We start from the raw sequence: 19484 nt of genomic DNA, 5'->3' as shown, positions 1-19484 counted from the left end.
TGCGGGCCGGGGCCCGGCGGCTGAGGTGTGGGTTGCGGACCGGGGCCCGGCGGCGGGGGCGGAGGGGTTGGCTCCGGCCCCGGGCCCGGGGTCGGTGGTGAGGCCGGGTCCGGGTGCGGATGCGGTGGCTCCGGGTCCGGGCCGGGGGTGGGTCCCGGGGTGGGCCCGGGCGGGACGGGATCCGGATACGGGTTCGTCATGGCGCTGTCCTCCGGCCAATCGGTCGACGTCGGCTCTGGACTTGTCCCCCGCCTACCCGACGGCCGCTTCCCCACTCACCCGGCCGTACGAACCGTCCGGCCCGAGTGGCCCAGCCTGCCCGGGCGAGCCGCCGCCCCGGCCGCCGACGCCCCGGCCGCCAGTCCCGGCGCCGGGCTGGCCAGCACGGGGACCCGGGCCCTCGTCCTCTCCTTGGCCGGTGCCATGGACGCCTGGGCCAGGACGATCACGTCGGCGCCGGTCACGGAGTCGGCCGCCTCGGCGACCCGGCGCAGGTAGCCCTCGCCGTCACCGGCCTCGAACCGCGACCAGGCGCCCTCCACCAGCCGGGTCCGCACCTCCACGCGGCGGTCCGCACGCCGCGCCTCCTCCTCGATCAGTGCCGCCGTCGGCGCGAGCGTGCTTTCGAGGGCGGCAAGGACGAGGACACGCGGACCGACGGCCACCGCGGCGGCGGCCATGGGCCGGTCCACGCGCAGCACCGGCACGCCGACCCCGGCGGCTGCCGCCTCGGCGACACCGCCGATGGTCGAGCAGGTGCACAGCACGGCGCGGGCCCCTTGAGCCACCGCCCGCGCCAGCACGGCCGCGACGGTTTCGGCCACGGCCTCGGGCCCGTCCCGCCGCGCCCGCTCCAGCAGTCCGGCGTCGACGTGGTGCCGCAGTTCCAGACCGGGATGCGACGCGTCACGCAGCGCGTCGAAGACCGGCACATGAACGGGCGAGGTGTGCAGAAGCGCCAGCACGCGTGTCCCCGTCCCTCTCTCTTGCTTGTCTGTTTTCTTGGTCCCGCTCAGAACAGCTCGGGATGCGCCACGAGCCACTCCTTCGCGGCGCGCAGCAGCTCCGGATCGGCGGCGGGCGCCTCGTCCGGGTGACGCTCGGCCCACTTCACGACGTACGGGCACAGCGGGGCGACCGTGACACCCTCCCGACGCGCGAGCCCGTACAGCTCACGCGCCAGGGAACCGGCGATGCCCTGGCCCTCGTGGGCCGGTTCGACGATCGTGTGGACGGGGACGACGGCCCGCTCCGGAGCGTCGAGGACGAAGTACTCGATACGCCCGACGACCTCTCCGGCCGCGACCGCCTGCAGCCGTCCGGCCGCCCGGTCGTCACGGATCTCGATGTCACTCACGGCCACGCTCCTCGTCCCCGCGGAAACGGCAGGTCGGTACGGTCAGGCCGACACGGCCTGAGGGCTGCGCTCCTGGTCCGAGCCCGGCACCGGCTCGGACGCGTCGGCGCCCAGGGCGACGATACGGTTGTCGCCGTCCACGTGCACGACCCGGGGCCGCAGCGACCGCGCCTCGGCGTCGGTGACCTGGGCGTAGCTGATGAGGATGACCAGGTCACCGGGGTGCACGAGGTGAGCCGCGGCCCCGTTGATCCCGATCACCCCGGACCCCCGCTCCCCCTCGATGACGTACGTCTCGAGCCGGGCCCCGTTGGTGATGTCCACGATGTGCACCAGCTCACCGGGCAGCAGATCGGCGGCGTCCAGCAACTCGGCGTCGATGGTCACCGAACCGACGTAGTGCAGGTCGGCCTGGGTGACGGTGGCGCGGTGGATCTTGGACTTGAACATGGTACGGAACATCGGGGCACTCCCACTGATAGGCTCCCTGCCTGCGTTTTTGCAGGTCAAGTGCTGTTTCGAAACCTTACAACGAGTCGCGTGTTCGGGCAGCTGTCCCCAGGTTTTTCAGGACTCACGCCGGCCACTTGCTGACGTGCCTGACGCGTCGGCAGGCGGCCGGCGGAAGCTTTCGCGCGCCCTCCCCGACCCACCGTGGTGACGGTTCAAGCCTACGCAGCGCCCCCTCAAGGAGATCCGTGATGACCGTCACTCGGCCAGCTCGGCGGTCATACCCCAGCCGATCAATTCCCAGGCGCTGACCTGTAACGCACAGACCACGCACGGTTCTCGCCTCTTCAGGGGCCGCCCTTGGCCTGACGCCGGCCGGCGTCGCGATCCCGGCTCACGCGGTTGATGGGACTCTCACCCCACCGACTCACCTGTTCAACGGGTACAGGCACTGTGCGACCGACGCGGACCGGCCGTCGTACCAACAGCAGGCCGACGATTGCCCCGACCATCACCTCGTCGAACTACGCGGCCGAGAAGTGGAATGAAGGCGGCGAGCCGGTCGAGTTCACGCTGAGCGCGGATGGCGCCACCGCGGCTGACCGAGCCGCGCTCGCCCACCACCGGGAACAGGCCCGCACCGGCCCGTCACCCGCCGAAGCGGGACGCGTCCGCGGGGAAGTAGCGCAGCTCCGGGTGGGCCGGGTCGAACTGCGGGACGCCGGGCGGCAGGACGGGGTGCAGGGCCTCGAAGACACCGCGCACGGCCTCGTCGGTGTACGCCGCCGCGGTCTCGGTCGCCTGGAGGACCACACCGCCCGCCGAGAGCGGAACGACCCGCTGGAAGGCCCCGGTCGCGGCCAGGGCCTCGGGGCCGCCCAGCCGCACGGACAGCTCCTCGGGACACACCGTGGTCCAGGAGTAGCCCCGGAGGAATGTCCTGGCCTGGCGCACCGAGTCCCGCACCCGGCGGTTGAGCACGCAGTCAAGATTGGTGTCGTCGGTGGCCGGCCCGTCGACCCCCATCCATGCGAAGGCCGGATTCACGGCGTCCAGCGCGGCAACGAGAAACCGCACACTGTCGGCGCAGAACCGAGGATCGTCGAGTGGACGAACGGTCTGCCCAGGGGCCTCCGCATGAAGAGCACGTGGGCCAGTGCGGGCTCGCGCAGCAGTTCCTGGCGCATGGCCGTCCACGCCGTGAAGAGTGGTTGGTACTCCCGTTCCTCGGCCCTCTCGTCGGCACGCGAGTTCGCCATGGTGAACATGGCTCCCCGCCGCTCCTGCGCGACGAGATCCTTCAGCGGCCCCGAGAGGGCGGACCCGCGAGGCAAGCCCGTTCCCGACCCCGCCTCTGGTGGCGGCATCAAACGTCGCAATGGCCCGCAAGCCCATCGTCACCGTCCAGGATGTCTCGGGTGACGGCGTCACCGACCTCGTCTACCGCACCGATGTCACCGGCAGGCTGCCGCTCCGCAAGGGCATCGTGGCCTCCGGCGGAGGTGTGAACCTCACCTCGCTGGCCGCCGCAGCCAACTCGGCGGGGGCGTGGACACCGAGTACGGCGCCTCCGGCTGGGGCAGCGCCAGCATCCCGCATCTGATCGGCACGCCGGACGTCAACGGGGACGCGATCCCCGACATCTGGACCGTGCGCTCCGACGGGTCCGTGAGGTTCTACGCGGGCGGCCGGACCGTGCTCGCCGGCTCCGGCACGCAGATCATCGGCGCCGCGAGCTACTGGAAAACGCGCCTCGCCGTCGGCTGACGCCACACGGGGCGCGGGGCGGAACCGGCATCACGTCCGGTTCCGCCCCGTGCCGCTCGCCTAGTCGGTTCCGGTCGGTGACGCCCGGCGAGTGGCGGCCAGCCGTCCGGAGATGAGCGCCTCGGCCTCCGCCACGATCCGCCGCACGACGTCCCGGACGGTCGGGATGTCGCCGATGAGGCCCTGGGCCATGCCGGCGCTCCAGACGCCGGCGTCCAGGTCCCCGTCCTCGAACACCTTGCGCCCCCTGGCCCCGGCGACCAGTTCCCGTACGTCCGGGAACTCACCGCCGTCCCGGAGTATCTCGACGACTTTCCTGCTGACCGAATTGCTCGCCACCCGGGCGGTGTTGCGCAGGGGGCGGAAGATCAGCTCGGTGTCGAGTTCGCTGTTGGCGACGATCTGTTCCTTGACCCGCCGGTGTACGGGGGATTCCGCGGTGCACAGGAAGCGGGTGCCCATGTTGATGCCCTCGGCGCCCAGGGCGAGAGCGGCCACCAGACCGCGGCCGTCCGTGAATCCGCCGGAGGCTATCACCGGAATGGACACCCGTTGCGTGGTCGCGGGAATGAGGACGAGGCCCGGGACGTCGTCCTCCCCGGGGTGGCCGGCGCATTCGAAGCCGTCGATGCTCACGCCGTCGACGCCGATCCTCTCGGCCTTCACCGCGTGCCGGACGCTGGTGCACTTGTGCAGCACCTTGACACCGTGGGCGCGGAACTCCGCAAGGTGCTCCGCGGGGTTGAAGCCGGCGGTTTCGACGACCTTCACGCCGGATTCGATGATCGCACGGCGGTATTCGTCGTACGGGGGCGGGTTGATCGACGGCAGGATGGTCAGGTTGACGCCGAACGGCTTGTCGGTCATCTCCCGGCAGCGTGCGATCTCCTCGACGAGCGCCTCCGGTGTCGGTTGGGTCAGAGCCGTCAGGAAGCCGAGCGCGCCCGCCTCGGCGACCGCGGCGACCAGTTGCGCCCGGCCCACCCACTGCATGCCGCCCTGGACGATCGGGTGTTCCACGCCGAACGTCTCGCAGAAGCGTGTGGTCAGCATCGCGGCTCCTACAGTCCGTAGGTCTTGCCGATGATGTCCCGCTGGATCTCGCTCGTGCCGCCGTACACCGTGGACACGACGGTCGAACGGAGCAGGGCTTCCATGCCGTACTCCGTGGCGTATCCGTAGCCGCCCATCATCTGCATGCCTTCCAGGGTCACGTGTTTGGCGAGCTCGGTGCACTTGAGCTTCGCCATGGACGCTTCTCGCGCGAACACCCGGCCGGGTTCGGCGTCGATCGCGCGGGCGACGTCGTCGAGGAGCAACTGGGCGCATTCGAGTTCGGTGGCCATGTCGGCGATCCGGTGCTTGAGCGCCTGGAAGGAGCCGATGGGACGGCCGAATTGTTCGCGCTGGCGGACATAGGCGAGGGTGTCGTCGAAGGCCCGTCGTGCGACGCCCAGCATCAGGGCGGAGAGGATCATCCGTTCCAGGTTCAGCCCGGCCATGAGCTGCGTCCAGCCCTGTCCGGGCTCGCCGACCACCGCGGAGTCGGGCAGGAAGCAGTCGGTGAAGTAGAGGTCGTTGACGTCCTTGCCGCCCATGGTGTCGATGCCTCTGATCTGGAGGCCGTCGGCGTCGGCCGGCACCATGAACTGAGTGATTCCGTGGTGCTTCGACTCCCCTTGCTCCGTGCGGGCGACGAGCAGGATGTGGTCGGCGAAGTGGGCGTTGGAGCACCAGGTCTTCTGGCCGTTGACCAGGTACCCGCCGGAGGTGCGTTCAGCACGGCAGGTCAGGGCGCCCACGTCGGAGCCGGCACCGGGTTCCGACATCGAGATGGCCTCGACCCGGCCGGCGGCCACGCCTTCGAGTACGGTGCGCTTCTGCTCCTCGGTGCCGAACTTCTCGTAGGCGGAGGCCGCGATGACGGTGGTGCCGAAACCGCTGATGGGGGCCAGCCCGTACGAGGTCTCCTGGAGGAACAGGCAGAGATCCGTCATTCCCCGGCCCGCCCCTCCGTACTCCTCCGGAATCGCGATGCCGAGCCAGCCCAGGTGCGCCATCTTCTCGTACAGCTTCTGGTTGTGCTGCTCCTGACCGTTTGCGGTCAGCTTGTCGCGCTGTTCCCTTGTTCCGCACTCGCGGCGGCAGAAGTCGGCGATCGCCTTGACCAGGTCGCGGCGTTCATCTGACAGGACTCGGGGCATGGAGCTCTCTCCTTGGCGGGGGCGCTGAAGGTGGAGTCACTTGTCGCGCAGGGCGGGATAGACCGTGTCGACCAGGTGGAGAACGGTGCGGGTGAGCATCACGTGCAGGTCGCTGCGGCTGAGGGTGCCGCGCACCAGCCATTCGCGGGAGGCGGCTTTGAGCATGCTGCTGTGGGCGCGGATCATCGCCCGGAGCTTCTCCCGGCCCTCGGTGACGTCGGCCATCATGGCGGCCTCGAGGACCCGGTCGGTCGCGATCTCGTCGGCTTCGAGCATGATCTGGTCGATCTCCGGGTCGTTGCCGAGCGCTTCCAGGCCGATCGCGGACAGCCACATCTCCCGGTTGCGTTCCACGACCTCGAGCCACCGGTCGACGCAGATCGAGACGCGCTCTTCCGCAGTGGTCGGCGGCAGCCGCTGCGAGACGGACGCCGGTACGACCATCATCTGCCGGACCACCTCCAGGTACAGCTGCCGCTTCCCGCCGAAGTAGTGGCTGACCAGGGCACGGGCCACTCCTGCCTCGGAGGCGATGTCCGCGATGGACACCGTGCTGTAGCTCTTGGCCCCGAACAGCCTGCGGGCGACGCCGAGGATCTCGGCTCGCCGGGCGTCCGGCTCCATCCTGCGGCGCGGGGCCTGGCGCTGAACGCCCATGTGGTGGTTCCTTCCGTGGTCGCGGTGTGCCGGACCTATGTGTACATCGACTCGATCGTGGCGGCGTGCGCTTCGTCTATGGCGCGGCGGCGAAGGCTCAGCTTGGGTGTCAGCTCGCCGGTCTCCGCGGTCCAGGGGCCTGCGAGGACACGGTGCTTCTTCACCTGCTCCGTGCGCGACAGCACCGCGTTCGCCTCGGCCACGGCCTGGTCGAGCGCCGCGTGGACCTTCGGGTGACGGGCCAGCGCGTCCACATCGGACGCGTCGGCGACACCGTTCGCCCGTGCCCACAGCGGGGCCGTCTCCTCGTCCAGTACCAGCAGGGCGGTGACGTAGCGCCGCCGGTCCCCGATGACGACGGCATGGGCGATCAGAGGATGCGCGCGCAGCAGGGACTCGATCTTGGTGGGGGCGATGTTCTTCCCGCCGTCGGTGATGATGATCTCCTTCTTGCGGTCGGTGATGGTGACGAAGCCACGTGAATCGACCGTTCCCACGTCTCCGGTGGGCAGCCAGCCCTCCGCATCGGTCGCAGGCTCGATGCCACCATCGCTCTGCAGGTAGCCGGCGAACACGACCGGTCCCCTCACGAGGAGTTCGCCGTCATCGGCCGCCTTGACCTCGATGCCCGGTCCCGGCCTCCCGACCGAGCCGAATGCGAAGGCCCCGGGAGTGCTGACCGTTGCCGCGCCGGTGGTCTCGCTCAGTCCCCACACCTCGTACACCGGCAGGGACACACTCGCCAGGAACTCCAGTACGCGGCTCGGAATCGGTGCCGCGCCGCTGAAGGCCCGGTGGCATTCGTCGAGTCCGATCGCGGCCCGGACCGGCCGCATCACCCGGGTATCGAGTTGCTCCAACACCTCGGCGAGCTCCGCCGGGACGTCCTTGCCGTCGGAGCGGAGCAGGTACGCCTCCAGGGCGGTCTTCCGGGCCTGCTCCATGGCCGCGGACTGTTCCTCGGGCAGTGCCGCGAGCTTCGCCTCCAGGCCGGCGGCGAGCTTCTCCCACACCCGGGGCACGCCGAAGAAGCCGTGCGGACGCACCGTGAGGAGCGTGGGCAGGAGTTGATCGGGCTCCGGGCAGATCGTGACGTGGCCCGCGTTGCAGACGGGCATGTAGATGCCCAGGACCCGCTCGGCGATGTGGGCCAGGGGAAGGTACGCGACCGAGCGCGGGTGGTCCGGCACCTTGACGAGCTGGTCCTGCATCAGGCACTCGTGGATCACGTTGCGATGGGAGAGCACCACGCCCTTGGGGTCACCGGTCGTACCCGAGGTGTAGGCAAGGGTCAGCGGATGATCGGTGGTGACGGCGTCCGTGAGTTCCTCGAACCCGGCGTCGTCGGGAGGCACCGCGCCGCGTACGGCCGTGTAGCTGACGAAACGCGGGTCGTCGGCAGGAGCGGCGTCCCAGTCGAGCACGACGACGGCGCGCAGGTTCGGCAGGTCGTCCAGGACCGGACGCCACCGCCGCATCTGTTCCTTGCCCTCCAGGACGAGGACGGCAGCCGCGCTGTGCCGGGCCAGGGCGCCGATCTGCTCGGTGCTCAGCGTGTCGTACGTGCTGCAGGGCAGGGCACCGACATGGACCGCGGCCAAGTCGGCGATCCAGTGCTCCGCCCGCTTGGACATGGCGATGAGCATGCGATCGCCCCGGTTCAGTCCCAGGGCCTCCAGGCCACGGGTGACCGCGGCGACCTCGGCGCGCAGCTGCGACCAGGTCAGGGTCCCGGCCTCCGGGCCGATACCGGTGGTCAGCGCCGGACGCTCGGCGTACTGCCGGGCGTTGCGTCGCAGTAGTGCGGTGATCGTCAGCCCTTCGACGGACTCGTGCAACTGCTCTGCTGTGGCCATGACGGGTCCCCTCCCTCGCAAGACGTGAGCGGATTGCTGAGCGGACCCCACAGTGAACCGCTCTTGGCGAAGAGTCAATAGAGGGATACGCGCGAGCGCTCAACACGTCCGCCGAACTCGGATTGCCCCTCACCCTTCGGCCAGGACTAGGCAGTGCGACGGCACACGCACCCTATTGACGGATAGCCAATAAACACTCTTACTTGTCCCCACCGGATCCACCACCTGCACCCGGAGTGCCCGGATCGGCAGCACATCGCCTGCCGACGAGAGGAAGTGCCAGGACAGTGACCGAAGCATTCATCTACGACGCGATCCGCACCCCGCGCGGTCGGGGCAAACGGGGTTCGCTGCACCACGTCAAGCCGGTCTCACTGGTGACGGGCCTGCTCGGCGAGATCCGCCGCCGCCATCCCGGTCTGGACCCGGACCGTCTGGACGACGTCGTGCTCGGCGTGGTCTCCCCGGTCGGTGACCAGGGCATGAACATCGCCAAGACGGCGGCGCTGGCGGCAGGACTGCCGGACCACGTGGCCGGCGTCCAGCTCAACCGGTTCTGCGCATCGGGGCTGGAGGCGGTGAACACGGCCGCGCAGAAGGTCCGTTCCGGCTGGGAGCGCCTGGTGATCGCCGGCGGCGTGGAATCCATGTCGCGAGTGCCGATGGGCAGCGACGGCGGTCCGATGGCCGCGGATCCCGAGACCGCCTTCGACACGTACTTCGTGCCGCAGGGCATCGGCGCCGATCTGATCGCGACCATCGAGGGCTTCTCGCGCGACGACGTCGACGCGTACGCGGTCCGGTCGCAGCAGCGTGCCGCGCACGCCTGGTCCGGCGGCTACTTCGCCAAGTCCGTGGTGCCGGTCAGGGACCGCAACGGCGTCGTCGTGCTCGCCCAGGACGAGCACATGCGCCCGGAGACGACGACGGCGGCGCTCGGCGAGCTGAAGCCCTCGTTCGCGGACCTCGGCACCATGGCGGGCTTCGACGCGGTGGCTCTGCAGAAGTACCACTGGGTGGAGCGCATCGAGCACGTACACACCCCGGGCAACGCCTCGGGGATCGTGGATGGTTCGGCGCTCGTCCTGGTCGGTACGGAGCAGGCGGGAACGGAGTGCGGCCTGGTGCCACGGGCGCGCGTGGTGGCGACCGCGGTGAGCGGAGCCGACCCGACGATCATGCTCACCGGGCCGGCGCCGGCCACCCGCAAGGCGTTGGACCTCGCCGGTCTGACGGTGGACGACATCGACCTGTTCGAGATCAACGAAGCCTTCGCCTCGGTGGTCCTGCGCTACGTCAAGGACCTCGGTCTGCCGTGGGAGAAGGTCAATGTCAACGGTGGCGCCATCGCCATGGGACATCCGCTCGGCGCCACGGGGGCCATGCTGGTGGGCACCGCCCTGGACGAACTCGAGCGCCGCTCCGCGCGACGGGCCGTGGTCAGCCTCTGCGTGGGTGGCGGCATGGGCATCGCCACCGTGATCGAACGGCTGTGACCCCCCGCCCGGGCGCCCCGCGTGCCCGTCACGTACATCCCCTCGAAAGGAGCGCCGTACCGATGCTGGCGAAGAACATGATCCACTGGGAACAGGGGCCTGACGGGGTCGTCCTGCTGACCATGGACGATGCCGATCAGCCGGTCAACACGATGAACCGGACCTACGTGGATTCGATGGAGGCCACCGTCACCCGCCTCGAGGCGGAGCGGGACCACATCACCGGGGTCGTCCTCACCTCCGCCAAGAAGAGCTTCTTCGCCGGCGGAGACATCGGCTTCATGAGCAGGGCACAGCCGGACAACGCCGCGGAACTCAGTGAGCTGTGCACGGTCCTGAAGTCACAGCTGCGCCGGCTGGAGACCCTCGGCAGGCCGGTGGCCGCGGCCATGAACGGCACGGCACTCGGCGGCGGGCTCGAGATCGCGCTCGCCTGCCACCGGCGCGTCGCCCTGTCCACGCCGAGCAGCCGCTTCGGCCTGCCGGAGGTGACTCTGGGCCTGCTGCCCGGCGCCGGTGGAGTCAGCCGGACCGTCCGCCTCCTGGGGCTCCAGGACGCGCTGACCGACATCCTGCTGACGGGGCGGCAGTACAAGCCCCAGGAGGCGCTCGCCAAGGGGCTGGTCCACGAACTCGCCCAGACGCCGGAGGAGCTGCTCGCCCGGGCCAGGCAATGGGTCCTGACCCATCCTGAGTCCACTCAGCCGTGGGACGCCCCAGGTTTCCGTATGCCGGGCGGATCCCCTTCCCATCCGAAGGTGGCGGCGATGCTGCCGACCCTCTCGGCGCACCTGCGCAAGCAGCTCAAGGGTGCGAACGTGCCGGCGCCGCGCAACATCCTCGCCGCGGCCGTCGAGAGCACACAGGTCGACCTGGAGACCGGGCAGAAGATCGAGACCGGCTACCTCGTGGAACTGATGACGGGTCAGGTCTCGACCAACATGATGCAGGCGTTCTTCTACGACATGCAGCACATCGGCTCCGGTGGAAGCCGTCCCGACGGCTACCCGCCCCACACCGTCCACCGGGTGGGCGTACTGGGCGCCGGCATGATGGGAGCCGGCATCGCGTACTCCTGCGCGCGCAGCGGCGTGCCGGTGGTGCTCAAGGACGTCACCTACGACGCGGCGACGAAGGGCAAGGACTACTCCCGACAGGTCCTGGCCAAGGCCGTGGCACGCGGACGGCTCTCCCGGACCAAGGCCGACGAGGTGCTCGCACGGATCATGCCGACCGCCGACCCGGCGGATCTCGGCGGCTGCGATCTGGTGATCGAGGCGGTCTTCGAGGATCCGGACCTCAAGCGGCAGGTCTTCCGCGACATCGAGGACGTCGTCGCACCGGACGCCGTGCTGGGGTCCAACACCTCCACGCTCCCGATCACCGGGCTGGCGGAGGCGGTCAAGCGCCCCGAGGACTTCATCGGTCTGCACTTCTTCTCCCCCGTGGACAAGATGCCCCTGCTGGAGATCATCACCGGGGCGAAGACCGGCGAGCACACCGTGGCGAAGGCGGTCGACATGGCGCGGCAGATCGGCAAGACGCCGATCGTGGTCAACGACAGCCGGGGCTTCTTCACGAGTCGCGTGATATCCAAGTTCATCGACGAGGCGGTGGCCATGATCGGCGAGGGGCTGCCTCCCGCCTCGGTGGAGCAGGCCGGCTCGCAGGCCGGCTACCCCGCGCCTCCGCTGCAGCTGCTGGACGAACTGACGCTGACCCTGCCCCGGAGGATCCGTGAGGAGACCAGGGCCGCGGTCCTGGCCGAGGGCGGCGACTGGCGTCCGCACGGTTCGGAGCCGGTCATGGACCGCATGATCGACGAGTTCGGGCGGGGCGGACGTTCCTCGGGTGCCGGGTTCTACGAGTACGCCGACGGCCGGCGTACGCGGCTGTGGCGGGGGCTGTACGAGCACTTCGCCGTGCCGGGCCGTGAGATCCCGTTCGAGGACATGAAGGAACGGATGCTTTTCGCCGAGGCACTGGACACGGTCCGGTGTCTCGACGAAGGCGTACTGCGGTCGGTGCCCGACGCCAACGTCGGCTCCATCCTGGGCATCGGTTTCCCGGCCTGGACCGGCGGTGTACTGCAGTACATCAACGGCTACGCCGGCGGGCTCCACGGTTTCGCCGCCCGCTCCAGGGAACTGGCCGAGCGGTACGGCGAGCGGTTCGAGCCGCCGACATCCCTCGTGGCCAAGGCCGAGCGAGGCGAAGGCTACTCGTGAGGCGAGTGCGGTGGTCCGAGCATCGGCACGAGGAACTGCCGGGCCACCGCACGCAGTTGATCGTCGTCGTCGAGATCGATCACATGGCTGGGAATGACGAGGAACGACGCGGACATACGCACCATCATCTCGGCCACCAGGTCCACCTGCACATGACCGGCGATGTTCCCCGCGCGCTGTTCCCGGAGCAGTCTCGATGCCACGAACTGCTGCACCACGGCCAGGGTGCGGCCTCCGTCACTGGTCATGGACGGGACCACGGCGTCCGGCTCTGCGGTCATGAGACCGCCGATGAGACGGTTGCGGCGGATGGCCCTGAGTGAACTCACGAACCCCACGACGACCCGGTCGGCGACGGTGTCGGCGTCCTGGATGTCCAGGATGAAGCGGTCGAAGTACCGCCGGAACTCACGCCGTACCACCTGCTCGACCAGTTGGTCCTTGGTGGCGAACCGGCGGTAGACCGTGATCCGGGAGACGCCGGCCAGCCGCGCCACGTCCGCCATGGTCGAGCGCTTGATGCCCATGCGGCAGAACTGCTCGTAGGCGGCGTCGAGCAGACGCTCCGAGACCTCGTCATCCCGCCCGGCACCCTCGACGGCCTCGGCGAACACACTCTCCAGCACGGACGGAGCACCGGACGACGACCTCATGAGTGCCAACAGGACAGGTTCCACGACTGCCTCCCTGATTCTGTGAAGCCTCTGGCGTTCACGTCACGCGTGTGCTCCCCTGTTGAAACAACGAAGCACGATGCGTTTCATCGTACCAACCCCTGCAACGATGCCACAGAACTCGAGGAGGAGTTCGCAGCGATGGATGGACTCAGCAGGCGCAAGATGTTGTTCGCGGGCGGAGCCCTGGGAGCCTTCGGGGCGCTGAGCCTGGCCTCGCCCACCCACGCACGGTCCCTGTGGACGTGGGCGCCGAGCGGCTCGGTGGCGGGCAAGGGAGCCGGTCTCGACCCCGAGTGGGTCTGGGACGAGGAGGTCGACCGGTTGGTCGCCGCCGTGATCGAGCGCGGCGATGTGGCCAAGACCAATGCGGCGCTGCGCTCTTGGACCCGCAACGACCAGGCGCTGCCGGCCGGACTCCCCGCGGACCTGCGCGACTTCATGGAGAAGGCCCGCCAACTGCCCGCCTGGGCGGACCGGGAGAAGCTGGAGCGGGCGGCCGAGTTCAACAAGTCGAGGGGCCTGTACCTCAACCTGCTGAACGGAGTCGGCGGCGGCATGCTGAGCACCGCCATCCCCCGTGAGGCCCGCTCCGTCTACTACTCCAAGGGCGGCGCCGACATGGAGGACAGGGTCGCCAAGACCAGCCTGCTGGGCTTCGCCGTCGGGGACCTCAACGCGTTCCGGCCCGACGGGGACGTCATCGTGCAGGCCGTCAAGACCCGCCTGGTGCACGCGGCCGTACGGCACCTGCTGCCCCAGTCACCGGCCTGGACCCAAACCAGCGGCGGCCAGACGATTCCCATCAGCCAGCAGGACATGCTGGTCACCTGGCACAGTCTGCCCACCTATGCCATGCGGAAGATGCTCGAGTGGAAGGTGCCCCTCCCGGCCGCGGACTCGGCCGCCTACCTGCACGTGTGGCAGGTCACCGCCCACCTGCTCGGCATCCGGGACGAGTACATCCCCGCCACCTGGGACGCGGCCGACGCACAGTCCAAGCAGGTCCTCGACCCCGTCCTCGCCCCCACGCGCGAGGGCGTCGAGCTGACCGACATCCTGCTGCGCCAGCTCGCCGAGCAGACCAGCCCCGGCGGGATCGACCGCCCGCTCGTCAACGCCCTCGCCCGGTACCTGGTCGGCGACCAGGTCGCCGACTGGGACGGCATCCCGCGTGAGCCGTTCTGGGAGAAGGCCATCGCGACCGCCTGGCCGAAGCTGGTCGCCTTCCGGGAGAAGCTGATCCCGCTGCCCCTCGTACCGCCTCTGGCCTGGACGATCGACGAGGCGGCCCGGAAGTACATCCTCTTCTACCTCACCAAGGGACGCGGAACCCACATCGACATTCCCGAGACCAACCGTCCCGCCTGACCGAAACCGGCACCCGCCGGATGGCCACGGCGGCCTCGGCGGAACTCAAGGAAGGGTTCTCAGCATGGACGACCTGAGCAGGCGCAAGATGCTGATCATGGGAGGAGCGCTCGGAGCGCTCGGAGCACTGGGGGCCGCGTCACCGGCCCAGGCCCGGTCCCTGTGGACGTGGGCGCCGAGCGGCTCGGTGGCGGGCAAGGGAGCGGGCGTCGACCCCGACTGGGTCTGGGACGAGGAGGCGGATCCCGTCCTCGCCGCCGTGATCGAGCGCGGCGACGTGGCCAAAGCCAACGAAGCGCTCCGCAAGTGGACCCGCAACGACCAGCCCCTGCCGGCCGGACTCCCCACCGACCTGCGCGACTTCATGGAGAAGGCCCGCCAACTGCCCGCCTGGGCGGACCGGGACAAGCTCGCGGCCGCGGCCAGGTTCACCACGAAGAAGGGCATCTACACCGGGGCGCTGTACGGCCTGGGCAGCGGCCTGTTGAGCACCGCCATCCCGAGAGAGGCGCGCGCCGTCTACTACTCCAAGGGCGGCGCGGACATGAAGGACCGCATCGCCAAGACGGCCCGGCTCGGCTACGACGTCGGGGACCTGGACGCCTACCAGCCGCGGGGCGGAATGATCGTGACCGCCGTGAAGACCCGGCTGGTGCACGCCGCCGTACGGCACCTGCTGCCCCAGTCACCGGGCTGGACCCGCACCAGCGGCGGGCAGACGATACCCATCAGCCAGGCCGACATCATGGTCACCTGGCACAGCCTGGCCACATTTGTCATGCGCAAGCTAAAGGAGTGGAAGGTCCCGATCACCACCACCGAGTCGGACGGCTACCTCCACGTGTGGCAGGTCACCGCCCACATGCTCGGCGTCCGGGACGAGTACATCCCCGCCACCTGGGACGCGGCCGACGCACAGTCCAAGCAGGTCCTCGACCCCATCCTGGCGTCCACCCCCGAAGGCACCGAGCTGACCGACGTCCTCCTCGACATCGTCGCGGAACTCGACGCCGGCCTCACCAGGCCCCTCATCAACGGCTTCGCCCGGTACACCCTGGGCGACCGGACCGGTGACCTGATCGGGCTGGACAGGGAGCCGTTCTGGAAGCCGCTGATCAGCACCGCCTGGCCGCTCCTGGTGGCCTTCCGTGAAGGGCTCATCCCGCTGCCGCTGATCCCCCAGGCCGCCTGGACGGTGGAAGAGGCCCTCCGCAAGTTCGTCCTGCTCTTCCTCAGCGAAGGACGGGGCATCCACCTCGAGATCCCGGACGCCAACCGTCCCGCCTGAGCCACGTACGCCATCACGACGTGGGGGTACAACGTCACCGGCGTACCCCCATCCGTACGCCCCACGTCCCGCCACCCCACCGACGTCGAGAACGAGTGGAGACCATGACGACACCTCACGACAGCGAGACGACACGTTCGTGCTCGGCTCGGGCGGCCCACGCGCAGCCGCCGGCACCGGCCGCGAGGGCGGGAGGCCGCCGGTGACGGACAGCGATCACTCGTCCCGGCAGAACTCGAGCGCGCAGCCCTTCGCCAGACGCCGCTTCCTCGGATACGTCCTGGCCGCCCCCACCTTGATGACGGCCGCCCAACTCGTCCCCGCGTCCGAGGCGCGTGCGGACATCCCCTCGCCGGAGATCACGGAACTGATCGACCTCAACGACGTGATGACGGCGGCGGCCCTGCCGACGTCCGGCCTGATCACGGTCGAGGTGAACACGGACGGCACCGTGTCCTTCGCCCTGCCGCGGACCGAGGTGGGGCAGGGCATCACCACGTCGACGGCCATGCTGATCGCCGAGGAACTCGGCATCCCCCTCTCCCGAGTGCACATCACCCTCGCCGAGGCACGCCCGGAGTTGCTCTTCAACCAGCTCACCGGCGGATCCAACACGACGTTCGCCACCTACACCCCGATCCGGGTGGCCGCCGCCGTCGCCCGCAACCGGCTGCTTCAGGCCGCGGCCACCGAATGGGGCACCGCCGTCACCGAACTGAGCTGGGAGGCGGGTCTCGTCACCGGCCCCGGCGGCCGGAGCGCCGACATGGGGGACCTGTCCCCGAAGGCGGCACGCGCGCGGACCGAGGAGGTGTCGGTCAGCCTCAAGCCCCGCGACATGTTCACCGTCATCGGCAAGCCGCACAACCGCGTGGACGCCCACGCGGCGGTCACCGGACGCAAGACGTTCACGCTGGACCTGAAGGTTCCGGACGCCCTGCCGACCATGGTGTGCCGCCCGCCGACCATCAACGGCAAGGTCGGATCGGTGTCCAACCTGTCCGAGGTCCGTGCCATGCCCGGTGTCACCGACGTCGTCGTGATATCGACCGGGGTGGCGGTGCGCGCCACCACCTTCGGCCGGTGCATCGACGCGGTGCGCGCCCTGCGGGTCTCGTGGCAACCCGGCAGTGCCGAGGGAAAGTCCGACGAGTCCGTGCTCGCGGAGTTGCGCGCCGCCGAACTGCCCATGGGGCTGCCGTCTGTGACGCCGAACGTGGAGGAACGCTTCACGTTCCACTTCCGCAGCAACAGCGCGCTGGAACCCAACTGCGCGATAGCCGACGTGCGCCCCGACCGTGCCGAGATCTGGTCGAGCCTCAAGGCTCCGATCGTCGCGAAGCAGGCGATCGCCACCAAGCTCGGCCTGCCGCTCGGGGCGGTGACCGTGCATGTCACGGAGGGCGGGGGCTCCTTCGGCCGCAAGCTCTTCTTCGACGCGGCGCTGGAGGCCGTCGAAGTCTCCCGGCGGATCCGCAAGCCGGTGAAGCTCATGTGGCACCGCGCCGACGACGCCCGCCAGGGCCGCACCCATCCCATGGCCACGTCGCGCGTGCGCATCTCCTACCTGGGCAACACCGTCCTCGGGTACAGACAGCGGCACACCAGTGTGTCCACCGACCTCAGCCACGGTCTCGGGGAGATCTTCACCGCCTTGGCCGCGAGACTGCCGGTGGGTGACATCGGGTTCTCGGAGACCTTCTTCCAGCTCTCCCAGTCGATGCCCTACGACTTCGGTGCCAACAGCCGGCTCCTGAGCGAAACCGACAAGGGCTTCAACACCGGCAGCATGCGCAACGTGTACTCCCCCGACGTCACGTGCGCCCGGGAACTACTGGTCGATCGGCTCGCCGGGAAGATGGGCAAGGACCCCTACCGGTTCCGGCACGACTTCCTTCGGGACGACCGCGGCCGAGCCGTGCTGGACAAGGCCGCCGAAGCCGGGAACTGGGGCCGGAGCATGCCGGCCGGTACGGCGCAGGGCATCGCCTTCCACTCCGAATACCACTCCGCCAGCGCCGTCCTGGTGGAACTCGACTGCCGACCGGAGACCGTCGACCGCCCCGTCCGGGACGGTGTCGCCGGCCCGCGCGTGACCAAGGCCGTCATCGCCGTGGACGTCGGCCTCGCCGTCAATCCGCGTGGCCTGGAAGCTCAGATGATGGGCTGCCTGATGGACGGCATCGCCCTGACCCTGACCTCCAGCCTGCACCTGCGCGACGGGCACTTCCTCGAAGCCAGCTGGGACAACTACTTCTACACCCGGCAGTGGAACACACCGCCCGAACTGCGGGTCATCGTCCTGCCGCCCAGCACCGGCAAGCCCGGCGGCGCGGGTGAACTCGGCGTCGCCGCGTCGATGGCCGCGGTCGCGTGCGCGTACGGCCGTGCCACCGGCACGATGCCCACGGTCTTCCCGATCAACCACGGCACCCTCTCCTTCGAACCGAAACCGACCGTCCCGCCCATCCCCGCGTCCCCCACCGATGGCCTGGACCACGTCCGCTGAAGCCCTGCGAGACATCTGGGAGTTCTCATGCCCACGCACACATTCCGCCTCAACGGTGAGCAGGTGACCGTCGATGCCCCGGACGACGAGCGGCTGCTGTGGGTCCTTCGCGACCTCCTCGGCGTCACCGGACCGAAATACGGCTGCGGCATCAACGTCTGCAAGGCCTGCACGAGCCACCTCAACGGCAGGGCGGCGAACCCCTGCGCCATCCCGGTGCGGGACCTGAGGCCGTCCGACGAGGTCACCACCATCGAAGGGCTGCCGGCCACCGTGGGAGCGGACCTGCACCCGATGCAGGAGGCATGGCTCGACCAGGACGTGGCCCAGTGCGGCTACTGCCAGCCCGGCCAGATCATGGCCGCCGTGGCCCTGGTCCGCCGTCTCAGGGAAGAAGGCCGCACCATCACCGAGGCCGACCTGGACGGTATCCGCAACATCTGCCGGTGCGGCACCTACCCCCGCATCCGCGAAGCGATCAGAGCCGGCGCCGAGAACATGTGACCAGACAAGTGGAGGGAGGACGCCGTGTCCGCATATCGTCCGTCGATCGTACTCATCACCATGGCCGTGCTCCTGGTCGCCGCCGCGGCGATCGTCCGTCTCGTAGTGGCCCCGAACGCGACGAAACTGCCCGCCGACACCGACCAGACGGTGCACTACGCGGGCGAGACCACCATGCTGGATGTCAAGACCCTGAGGTCCGGAGACACCGCGCATGCGCTCCGGTCCGGCATCCCCGTCACCGCCGACCGGCGGGTGCGGGTCACCTCCACGCATGGTGACACGGCCGTGATCGAGGACACGATGACGGTCCACGCCGGTGAGCAGTCCCTACCCAGCTCGAAGACGTACGCCATCGACCGAACAAGCAGGAAGGGTGCGCCGCCACCGGCCTCGACATCGGCGGAGAACTCACGGGGCGCACTGAGTTCGGCCTTTCCGCCGGATGCCGAACAGGACGACTCCTACACGTACTACGACGCGACGACCCGTTCCATCGTGCCGGTTCGCTACACCGGAACCGCCCGGCGGGAGGGCCATGCTGTCAACGTCTACGAGATCAAGGTCTCAGCGCCCGTCAAGGACCCGGCGGTGCTCAAGCCGCTGCCGACCGCTCTGCCGAAGAAGCTCGTCGCGAGCCTGGTGCCCGCTCTCGACTCCAGGACACGGGCCCGGCTCACACCCACGGTGCTGACCGGGCTGCCGGACCCCGTTCCGCTCACTTACCTGGGCCAGTCGACGCTGGTCGCCTACGTCGACCAGGAGACCGGCATCGCCGTGGACCAGACGGTGAGCCGGAGAACGGTGGCGACCGCCGCTGTCGACGGAGCGGCCATGCCTCTGCTTCCGGTGTCGGTCCTGACCCTCGAGGTCACTCCCGAGAGCGTGCGAGACCTGGGCGACAAGGCGACCTCAGCCGGTCGGATCCTGACCGCCCTGACCGTCCTCGCACCGCTCGCGATGGTCGCCGTCGCCGCCCTGCTCCTCCTGGCCGCGTTCCTGCTCGCGCGCAGGCGCCGACACCGCTCCCGAGTCCAGGGATGAGGCCCGCGGCACCCGTTCCGCCCGACCCCGCCCGTGCGAGCACCACGATCAGGGGCGGGGCACGTCCGGCCGGGGACGA

Annotated in this window: 17 protein-coding genes and 1 pseudogene; 8 read left to right on the top strand and 10 right to left on the bottom strand. The window is 69.6% G+C overall.

Features of this window, described 5'->3' with window-relative positions; translation table 11 throughout:
- Positions 1–275: 275 nt before the first annotated feature.
- The 5 genes from ACGH52_RS34155 to ACGH52_RS34135 all read right to left on the bottom strand — a co-directional run bounded on the left by ACGH52_RS34155 (position 276) and on the right by ACGH52_RS34135 (position 3066).
- Positions 276–965: an aspartate/glutamate racemase family protein gene (locus tag ACGH52_RS34155; RefSeq protein WP_399945045.1), complete on the bottom strand. Its 690-nt coding sequence runs from the start codon at positions 963–965 to the stop codon at positions 276–278.
- A 47-nt stretch (positions 966–1012) separates the two neighbouring features.
- The gene (locus ACGH52_RS34150) at positions 1013–1357 is read right to left on the bottom strand and encodes a GNAT family N-acetyltransferase (RefSeq protein ID WP_193777335.1); all 345 of its coding nucleotides are present in this window, start codon (positions 1355–1357) and stop codon (positions 1013–1015) included.
- Positions 1358–1399: 42 nt separating this feature from the next.
- Positions 1400–1819: an aspartate 1-decarboxylase gene (panD, locus tag ACGH52_RS34145; protein WP_076977543.1), complete on the bottom strand. Its 420-nt coding sequence runs from the start codon at positions 1817–1819 to the stop codon at positions 1400–1402.
- 636 nt (positions 1820–2455) lie between these two features.
- Positions 2456–2833 carry a hypothetical protein gene (locus ACGH52_RS34140; RefSeq protein WP_399945041.1) on the bottom strand — a complete coding sequence of 126 codons (378 nt, stop codon included), beginning with the start codon at positions 2831–2833 and terminating at the stop codon, positions 2456–2458.
- Positions 2834–2850: 17 nt separating this feature from the next.
- Positions 2851–3066, bottom strand: a complete 216-nt coding sequence (locus ACGH52_RS34135; RefSeq protein WP_399945038.1) for a hypothetical protein — start codon at positions 3064–3066, stop codon at positions 2851–2853.
- 131 nt (positions 3067–3197) lie between these two features.
- Here ACGH52_RS34135 and ACGH52_RS34130 point away from each other — a divergent pair.
- Positions 3198–3574 (top strand): annotated as a pseudogene (locus ACGH52_RS34130) (hypothetical protein); the annotation flags it as partial.
- A 60-nt stretch (positions 3575–3634) separates the two neighbouring features.
- Here the strand turns inward: ACGH52_RS34130 and ACGH52_RS34125 are convergent.
- Genes ACGH52_RS34125 through ACGH52_RS34110 form a run of 4 tightly spaced genes read right to left on the bottom strand, consistent with a single transcriptional unit; the run spans position 3635 to position 8291 of the window.
- The gene (locus tag ACGH52_RS34125) at positions 3635–4627 is read right to left on the bottom strand and encodes an NAD(P)H-dependent flavin oxidoreductase (RefSeq protein ID WP_399945035.1); all 993 of its coding nucleotides are present in this window, start codon (positions 4625–4627) and stop codon (positions 3635–3637) included.
- A gap of 8 nt (positions 4628–4635) precedes the next feature.
- A complete protein-coding gene (locus tag ACGH52_RS34120) occupies positions 4636–5778 on the bottom strand; it encodes an acyl-CoA dehydrogenase family protein (RefSeq protein WP_399945032.1) in 1143 nt (380 codons plus the stop codon).
- Positions 5779–5814: 36 nt separating this feature from the next.
- Positions 5815–6435, bottom strand: coding sequence for a TetR/AcrR family transcriptional regulator (locus ACGH52_RS34115; RefSeq protein WP_240999898.1), 621 nt, complete (start codon positions 6433–6435; stop codon positions 5815–5817).
- Between the two features lie 35 nt (positions 6436–6470).
- Positions 6471–8291: an AMP-dependent synthetase/ligase gene (locus ACGH52_RS34110; protein WP_399945028.1), complete on the bottom strand. Its 1821-nt coding sequence runs from the start codon at positions 8289–8291 to the stop codon at positions 6471–6473.
- A gap of 287 nt (positions 8292–8578) precedes the next feature.
- Between ACGH52_RS34110 and ACGH52_RS34105 the strand changes: the two genes are divergently transcribed.
- Entirely contained in the window at positions 8579–9787 is a 1209-nt protein-coding gene (locus ACGH52_RS34105; RefSeq protein ID WP_121704467.1) for an acetyl-CoA C-acetyltransferase, read from the top strand.
- A gap of 62 nt (positions 9788–9849) precedes the next feature.
- Complete coding sequence (locus ACGH52_RS34100; RefSeq protein ID WP_399945025.1) at positions 9850–12015, top strand: 3-hydroxyacyl-CoA dehydrogenase NAD-binding domain-containing protein; 2166 nt, start codon at positions 9850–9852, stop codon at positions 12013–12015.
- On the opposite strand, the gene ACGH52_RS34095 is transcribed toward ACGH52_RS34100, so the two are convergent.
- On the bottom strand, positions 12006–12692 hold the full coding sequence (locus ACGH52_RS34095) for a TetR/AcrR family transcriptional regulator (protein WP_259293957.1): 687 nt from the start codon (positions 12690–12692) through the stop codon (positions 12006–12008). The two genes, ACGH52_RS34100 and ACGH52_RS34095, sit on opposite strands and share 10 nt — an antisense overlap.
- A 138-nt stretch (positions 12693–12830) precedes the next feature.
- Here ACGH52_RS34095 and ACGH52_RS34090 point away from each other — a divergent pair, with 138 nt between their 5' ends.
- The 5 genes from ACGH52_RS34090 (at position 12831) to ACGH52_RS34070 (ending at position 19405) form a co-directional block, all read left to right on the top strand.
- Positions 12831–14060 (top strand): oxygenase MpaB family protein, encoded by a 1230-nt coding sequence (locus ACGH52_RS34090; protein ID WP_121704469.1) that lies wholly within the window; start codon positions 12831–12833, stop codon positions 14058–14060.
- Positions 14061–14124: 64 nt separating this feature from the next.
- Positions 14125–15348 (top strand): oxygenase MpaB family protein, encoded by a 1224-nt coding sequence (locus tag ACGH52_RS34085; RefSeq protein WP_121704470.1) that lies wholly within the window; start codon positions 14125–14127, stop codon positions 15346–15348.
- Between the two features lie 298 nt (positions 15349–15646).
- Positions 15647–17857: a molybdopterin cofactor-binding domain-containing protein gene (locus ACGH52_RS34080; protein WP_399946977.1), complete on the top strand. Its 2211-nt coding sequence runs from the start codon at positions 15647–15649 to the stop codon at positions 17855–17857.
- Between the two features lie 27 nt (positions 17858–17884).
- Positions 17885–18361: a (2Fe-2S)-binding protein gene (locus ACGH52_RS34075; RefSeq protein WP_399945020.1), complete on the top strand. Its 477-nt coding sequence runs from the start codon at positions 17885–17887 to the stop codon at positions 18359–18361.
- A gap of 24 nt (positions 18362–18385) precedes the next feature.
- Positions 18386–19405, top strand: coding sequence for a porin PorA family protein (locus tag ACGH52_RS34070; RefSeq protein WP_399945017.1), 1020 nt, complete (start codon positions 18386–18388; stop codon positions 19403–19405).
- Positions 19406–19484 lie beyond the last annotated feature (79 nt).

Origin of the sequence: Streptomyces sp. BBFR25 (genome assembly GCF_044590125.1) — a bacterium.
Lineage (GTDB): Bacteria > Actinomycetota > Actinomycetes > Streptomycetales > Streptomycetaceae > Streptomyces > Streptomyces canus_D.
Note: the sequence above shows the minus strand (reverse complement) of the source record. Positions and strands in the feature narration are given on the sequence as shown.

Coding starts and splice junctions, on each gene's coding strand:
- panD (WP_076977543.1), bottom strand. CDS start 1,819: ATGTTCCGTACCATGTTCAAGTCCAAGATCCACCGCGCCACCGTCACC.
- ACGH52_RS34140 (WP_399945041.1), bottom strand. CDS start 2,833: ATGGGGGTCGACGGGCCGGCCACCGACGACACCAATCTTGACTGCGTG.
- ACGH52_RS34135 (WP_399945038.1), bottom strand. CDS start 3,066: ATGGCGAACTCGCGTGCCGACGAGAGGGCCGAGGAACGGGAGTACCAA.
- ACGH52_RS34125 (WP_399945035.1), bottom strand. CDS start 4,627: ATGCTGACCACACGCTTCTGCGAGACGTTCGGCGTGGAACACCCGATC.
- ACGH52_RS34120 (WP_399945032.1), bottom strand. CDS start 5,778: ATGCCCCGAGTCCTGTCAGATGAACGCCGCGACCTGGTCAAGGCGATC.
- ACGH52_RS34115 (WP_240999898.1), bottom strand. CDS start 6,435: ATGGGCGTTCAGCGCCAGGCCCCGCGCCGCAGGATGGAGCCGGACGCC.
- ACGH52_RS34110 (WP_399945028.1), bottom strand. CDS start 8,291: ATGGCCACAGCAGAGCAGTTGCACGAGTCCGTCGAAGGGCTGACGATC.
- ACGH52_RS34100 (WP_399945025.1), top strand. CDS start 9,850: ATGCTGGCGAAGAACATGATCCACTGGGAACAGGGGCCTGACGGGGTC.
- ACGH52_RS34090 (WP_121704469.1), top strand. CDS start 12,831: ATGGATGGACTCAGCAGGCGCAAGATGTTGTTCGCGGGCGGAGCCCTG.
- ACGH52_RS34085 (WP_121704470.1), top strand. CDS start 14,125: ATGGACGACCTGAGCAGGCGCAAGATGCTGATCATGGGAGGAGCGCTC.
- ACGH52_RS34080 (WP_399946977.1), top strand. CDS start 15,647: ATGACGGCCGCCCAACTCGTCCCCGCGTCCGAGGCGCGTGCGGACATC.
- ACGH52_RS34075 (WP_399945020.1), top strand. CDS start 17,885: ATGCCCACGCACACATTCCGCCTCAACGGTGAGCAGGTGACCGTCGAT.